The organism is Paraburkholderia sp. SIMBA_054, assembly GCF_046534875.1.
Classification (GTDB): domain Bacteria; phylum Pseudomonadota; class Gammaproteobacteria; order Burkholderiales; family Burkholderiaceae; genus Paraburkholderia; species Paraburkholderia hospita.
This window is the reverse complement of the sequence record NZ_JAWRXV010001594.1, coordinates 1-240: the sequence shown is the minus strand read 5'-3', so window position 1 is coordinate 240 and position 240 is coordinate 1. Positions and strand designations below refer to the sequence as shown.

Below are 240 nucleotides of genomic sequence, written 5' to 3'. Positions count from 1 at the left end.
ATTCAATTTCTAATTCATAATCTGTGATCCCAAGATAGCTGCTTTGATCCAAGTCCACTTTTACGCCTGTCTCAATGTAAAAGGTTGTGCGTTCCGTTACTAATAACCCTAATAATTCTGGATGTTGAGTGAATGTAAAAGGCAGAGACGTTAATAGGTTCTTTAAATCTAACTTTTGAGGTAAATCATCAACAGGAAATGAAGTTTCTTCTCTAATTCTTTTATATCCAGACGTTTGAC

Annotated in this window: 1 protein-coding gene; it reads right to left on the bottom strand. The window is 34.6% G+C overall.

The window, feature by feature from the left end:
• On the bottom strand, positions 1 to 240 hold a 240-nt coding region (locus SB822_RS60440; protein WP_410859563.1), incomplete at both ends, for a hypothetical protein.